Source organism: Bartonella elizabethae F9251 = ATCC 49927 (assembly GCF_000518165.1).
In the GTDB taxonomy this organism is placed as follows: domain Bacteria; phylum Pseudomonadota; class Alphaproteobacteria; order Rhizobiales; family Rhizobiaceae; genus Bartonella; species Bartonella elizabethae.
In genome coordinates this window covers 1-5,079 of the sequence record NZ_JADB01000031.1, presented here as the reverse complement: position 1 = coordinate 5,079, position 5,079 = coordinate 1, and the positions used below count along the sequence as shown (strand labels likewise).

The following is a 5,079-nucleotide window of genomic DNA, read 5'->3' as shown; positions in this document are numbered from 1 at the left end:
TTGATAAAGTCCTGTGGTAAGAGCGATTGAAGTAATAATACTGATACGCAGGAAACGGTTTACAAATCCGGAGAGTGGCATATCGATAGCGCCACGCATAATGAGCCATCCATAGATGAGGAAAGTGATTGTGAGACCGATTGTTACAAAGGGTGTGATTGTCACAATGGCTTTTGAGGAAATATCCGTGACATATGTTTTTGTTATCTGATCAATTTTATTGAAAAGTTGCGTAAACACAGTGAAGTCCATGGCATTCCTCTTTAACGAATTTTCAATTTTTTATCATGATTTTTAAAACATTTTTCGTTGATTTTTTCAGAATGTAATTAGTCTCTGTAGACTTTTTCAGTTATGATAGAGGACTGAATATTACGCATTTACTTTTGCTTTTTACGAGCATATAGAAAAAATAATATACAAATTGTTATTATAAAAGCTCTATCTAATAAATCTTATGGTAGGCATTTTTGTGTTTTTACTGTTCAAAATTTTTATATTATGTTTATCTTTCTGCTGTTTGATAAGTGTATGTTCAGCGTTACGTAAATGTGCGACCATTTGTAGTTTTGCTGTTTCATTCTGTAGCATAGCGAGCATTCCAATTATATGTGCTTGTAACTCTGCAATGCCTTTTAGATCTTTTGTTGTCTTGATTTCGTTTAATAGTTCTTCAATTTTTTGAAAACGATAGCTTGCTTCCTGAAAAGTCTTTAAACTTACAGCTTTATCAGTAATAGCTGCATATTGGGTGCGGTTGTTGATAAAACTGCTAGATTCATGGATAGAGGCAGGAATTTCTTCTTCTTTTAAAATATTCTCAAGGGATGCAGATAGAGCAGAAGGTTTATTTCTATTGTAGAGCAGTTCTGGATTTTTGAGAAAAAAACTGCTGTGGTCTATTTGCGCATTTTTAAGTTTTTGGCTGCCCGTTATAGATTCGTGTATCTTTTTTACCTCCTCAAGCTGTTTTTTTACAACCTCAAGGAGCTCTCTAGGACTTATTTTCTTTAGTTGTGGAGGAACTGGCTTTGGTTGTGGAGGAGTTGACTTTTTGTATGATGAAGGCCAACCAAAAAAATCCTGTAATGAGGATGAATCGGCGACCCCTCCAACTATAAAAGCCCTCGCTGGATTTGAAATTCCCAAAGTTATTGCTATTGCTATTGAAATGACCTGTTTCTTCATGTTTCCCTCCTGTCATTTTTGGCGTGCCGTAAAAAAATTGGTAACCATATCGCTGGATCATCACCAACTTCTGCAATAATGCTTTCAGCTAACTCTGCGTTATCCGGCGTACCTGATAACACCAAGAGTTCGTCACTAAAATCATGTTCAATAGTTTTTCCATCGCTTGTTACATGGAATTTGCCAAGATTCAGTTCTGCAAGCGCAGATTGATCACCCTGTTTAATGAGGAATTGACGACTAAACTCACCAAGTCCTTTGACGAGTTCAAATTCAGTATCTGTTAATTTAAAGCCTTTTGTATAATCTTCATAATTTGCTTTGGGGTTAGCTAGAAAAATATAAGTTGCACATTGTTGAATGAGTGTTTTGGCAATATTACTTTCCAAAGCATCGCTAGGCTCTTGTGTTGCGTAAACAAAAATACCATTTTGTTTACGGATAGTCTTTTGTTTATTTTTTGCCAAATCTTCAAAGTATGGATCCTGCAAAGGTTTCCAGAACTCATCAAAGATATACATAAACCGCTGTCCGCTAATCATACCCTCTGTACGGTAAAGAAGATACATCATCACTGGAGTACGCGTTTCTGGATTATCTAAGAATTCAGTGATATCAAAGCCGTAAATTTGATGGGTTGAAAGATCAAGAGCATCATGGGGATTATCAAATAACCAACCATAATCACCACCTTCACACCATTTGAGTAGACGAGCGTGAACAGACGGGTGCGCATTATAATCACTTAAACGCGGATTTGGTAAGAATTGCACCAGAAAAGATAAACGACGCAGCGATGGGTCAATGTTACTGCTCATAACAGACATAACAGCTTTATTAATTTCTTCTTCGTCGTGATGTGTGACTTCACCACCTGCTTCTGCTAATTTTTTAACAAATTGTTTAAGAAAAATCAGATTATCTTGTGTGGGAGGAAGCTGAAATGGATTAAAGCCACTCGATCTCCCAGCCTTGAATGTTAAATACCTTCCTCCCATGGCCCGAATAGCAATTTCCATGCCACGATCTTTATCAAAAACAACAGTCGTTGGTTTAAATTTTTGTGCTTGTGCTAACAAAAAGCCGAGCAACACAGTTTTACCAGATCCGGATTGTCCGATGAGTGCGGTATTACCGAGCAATCGCTTGTCAGTCGAATCTTCTTCAAGTTTGGAGGCATGAAAATTGAAATAAAGCGGTGTTTTACTGGTCGTTTTAAGAATTGTGACCGCTGGTCCCCACGGATTTCCAGTGGGCTTTCCTGACATAAAATTATGAAAAGATGAAAATGATAAAAAATTTAGTGATGTAATTGGGGCAGGGCGGGGTCTCCATTTCCAATTACCAGGAAGTTGTGCCCAATAGCCAGCTTCTATCGCCAAATCCACGGGTTTGGGTAATACCGCAACGTCTAATAATGCTGCACTTGCTTTGGCCATATGGTCGCGAACTTGTTGAATTGTATCACCATATATGGTCAATGTACAATGATGTTCCCCCATGACAAAATGTCCACTGATAAGCTGGTTTAAGGCTTCGTCAATCTGTGCAATTTGGCTTGTTGCCACATCACGTGCATCAATAAGATTACGCTGATGTCGCTGCAAATAATCTTTAGCAGCATGCCGAGAGAGCACCGAAAAGCTCTGCGTCAATATGAATTCGAAGTCACTTTCCAACAAAGAATTCAGTTGTCCTGGTTTAGTTGTTGCATCGTATTCTTTAATTTCCAACATTCCAAATCGACGTGTTCCACTGGTTGTACGTAGCTCACCAAGAGCACCCCATTTTGAGAAAAATGGTCGATTGATTGACATATAGTCAGCAAAACGGTCATGGCAAATGGGCATAGGACGATATTCACCGTTGACAAGCATTCCAAGGAATTCAAGTGCAGAAGAATAAACATGTCCATTTTTTTCATAAGCACCAAGAAGTTCTGCACCATAACGTTTTAAAGATTGGCCTAAAGTACGATTGACGTCATTGAGTTCTTTGATACATGAATCTTGTCGCATCTTTTTTTGATCAAGCGTTTCGCGCTCATGTTTAGAAAAGAACGACATAATTTTATCCGCTATCGGCTGGAAGACGACAGTCAAATACAAATCATTGACCATCAAATTATAACCCGCAAAACTTTGCCGATATTTTTCATCAAGCTGATAGCAAAACATTTGATCAAATGTTGAATCAGGATATTCATAAACACGACGGCGCACGATATGTGTCCAAAATGATAAATTAGCTGATGCAATACCCCGTAGAGTATTATTAAGCTCTTTTGTCCATTGAAAAATATCTTCTTCTGAAGCGCTTTGATGCGAACGACCGTCAATTTTCCAAATTGACAAATATTCTGCATTCTTCGTAGAGATAATCGTATCTGTAATATGATGGGAATAAGGGAGGAACAGGCTTACAGGTGTCTCTGATGCGAGACGTTTGCTGCTTTCAACAGCTGTCATGTTTATCTCCTTTTACTATAATCAGAGGGACTATAACTTGATGCGCCCCAAAAACCTTTGTTGCGATTACGAAATTTTGTATCAATCCATAACCACCAGATACGAAATGCTTTATCATCATTTTTAGTAATTTGCACCATAATGAACCATAATGGTGGTGCTATAATCCACAAAAAGATACTTACCGTCATAGCAATAACAGCAACTCCCATAAGCATAACGATAAATGGCATCATGGGGACACCCCATATCGTTGGAACACGTGTTGCTCCTTTGAAGAGGGGGAATTCTTTTTGTTCTTGTGATTTCATGGGATGCTCTTGTCACTGGAGGTGAAATAATATGTGGCTAATATAGAAGGCCGCACCAGCAATAATGACGCTAAATGCCCATCGCATAAATGTAGCTTTTGCGATGATGCGAAATATATAAATAAGCAAAAGAAATAAAAGAATGATGGCAGCAGCGATAGGAATAAGTATACTGAATCCATATTGCATGCCTATAAAAACGTCTAAGCTCTTTGTTTCCGTCTGAGTATATGCAGATTGCGTTATTAATAACATCATTGAAGTGGTAACAATAACACTAATCCTATTGCACGTTTTTACCCTAAGCGTATTTGATCGTTTCATATCTTTTATCCCCTTTTAATAAAAGTTGCTATAAATAATATTCCTTTTTTGTAGTATAAGCGACGTTATTACTGGTACAAACCTATAATCGATGAATATTAAAAACATTATGTATTATACAGACTCATAAATTATCGTTCAATAATACTACAGAAATTTTAGTTTTAGAGCCCAATATAATATCGATTGTTCACTATATAAATGTACTGTATTTTATTATTAATACCACTATTACGTTGTTTTAAACAGCATTTTAACAAGTTCAGCAGCAGAACCTGCTATGACAACACCAACTGCCCACCGTACAAATGTATCCTTTCCAATGTAGCGTCCTGCATAAGCAATTGCTAAGCACAACAGTATAACAGCAGCAGCAATAGGAATAATTACTTTAATATCTGCTTGCAATTCTGTTAGAGCGTTCTCTGCATTTTGTAAAGTTTTCGCTGCGGCATAAGCAGAAGTGTCCATAAAAAACACAGTTAAAGCGGTAGAAATTGCAGTGATTTTTTTATTAATTTTTGATTGAAGACTAATTAATTTTTGCATGTTTTACTCTTATTAAAATTGTAAGTTAAAATACTAAATAATTATTTTATATTAATAAACATATTGTGTTTTATGATTAATGCTACTATTACGCTGCTTTAAACAGCATTGTAACAAGCTGGGTCGCAGAACCTGCGATGACAACACCGACTGCCCAGCGCACGAAAGTATCCTTTCCGATGTAGCGTCCTGCATAACCAATTGCTAAGCACAACAGTATAATAGCAGCAGCGATAGGG

At 37.1% G+C, this 5,079-nt stretch carries 7 protein-coding genes; all 7 read right to left on the bottom strand.

What is annotated here, in order from left to right; genetic code table 11:
• The coding region (locus T429_RS09940) for a type IV secretion system protein (RefSeq protein WP_034456149.1) at positions 1-252 on the bottom strand (252 nt) is incomplete at its 3' end.
• Between the two features lie 189 nt (positions 253-441).
• A complete protein-coding gene (locus T429_RS0108335; RefSeq protein WP_005774948.1) occupies positions 442-1,188 on the bottom strand; it encodes a TrbJ/VirB5 family protein in 747 nt (248 codons plus the stop codon).
• Positions 1,185-3,656 (bottom strand): VirB4 family type IV secretion/conjugal transfer ATPase, encoded by a 2,472-nt coding sequence (locus T429_RS0108330; protein WP_005774509.1) that lies wholly within the window; start codon positions 3,654-3,656, stop codon positions 1,185-1,187. Before T429_RS0108330 ends, T429_RS0108335 begins: the two co-directional genes overlap by 4 nt.
• Positions 3,657-3,658: 2 nt before the next feature.
• Positions 3,659-3,967 (bottom strand): VirB3 family type IV secretion system protein, encoded by a 309-nt coding sequence (locus T429_RS0108325; RefSeq protein WP_005774947.1) that lies wholly within the window; start codon positions 3,965-3,967, stop codon positions 3,659-3,661.
• 12 nt (positions 3,968-3,979) lie between these two features.
• Entirely contained in the window at positions 3,980-4,291 is a 312-nt protein-coding gene (locus tag T429_RS11110) for a hypothetical protein (RefSeq protein WP_005774946.1), read from the bottom strand.
• A gap of 231 nt (positions 4,292-4,522) precedes the next feature.
• Positions 4,523-4,840 (bottom strand): VirB2 family type IV secretion system major pilin TrwL, encoded by a 318-nt coding sequence (gene trwL, locus T429_RS0108315; RefSeq protein ID WP_005774945.1) that lies wholly within the window; start codon positions 4,838-4,840, stop codon positions 4,523-4,525.
• 88 nt (positions 4,841-4,928) lie between these two features.
• Positions 4,929-5,079: TrbC/VirB2 family protein (locus T429_RS09935; RefSeq protein ID WP_034456146.1), on the bottom strand; the 151-nt coding region annotated here is incomplete at its 5' end.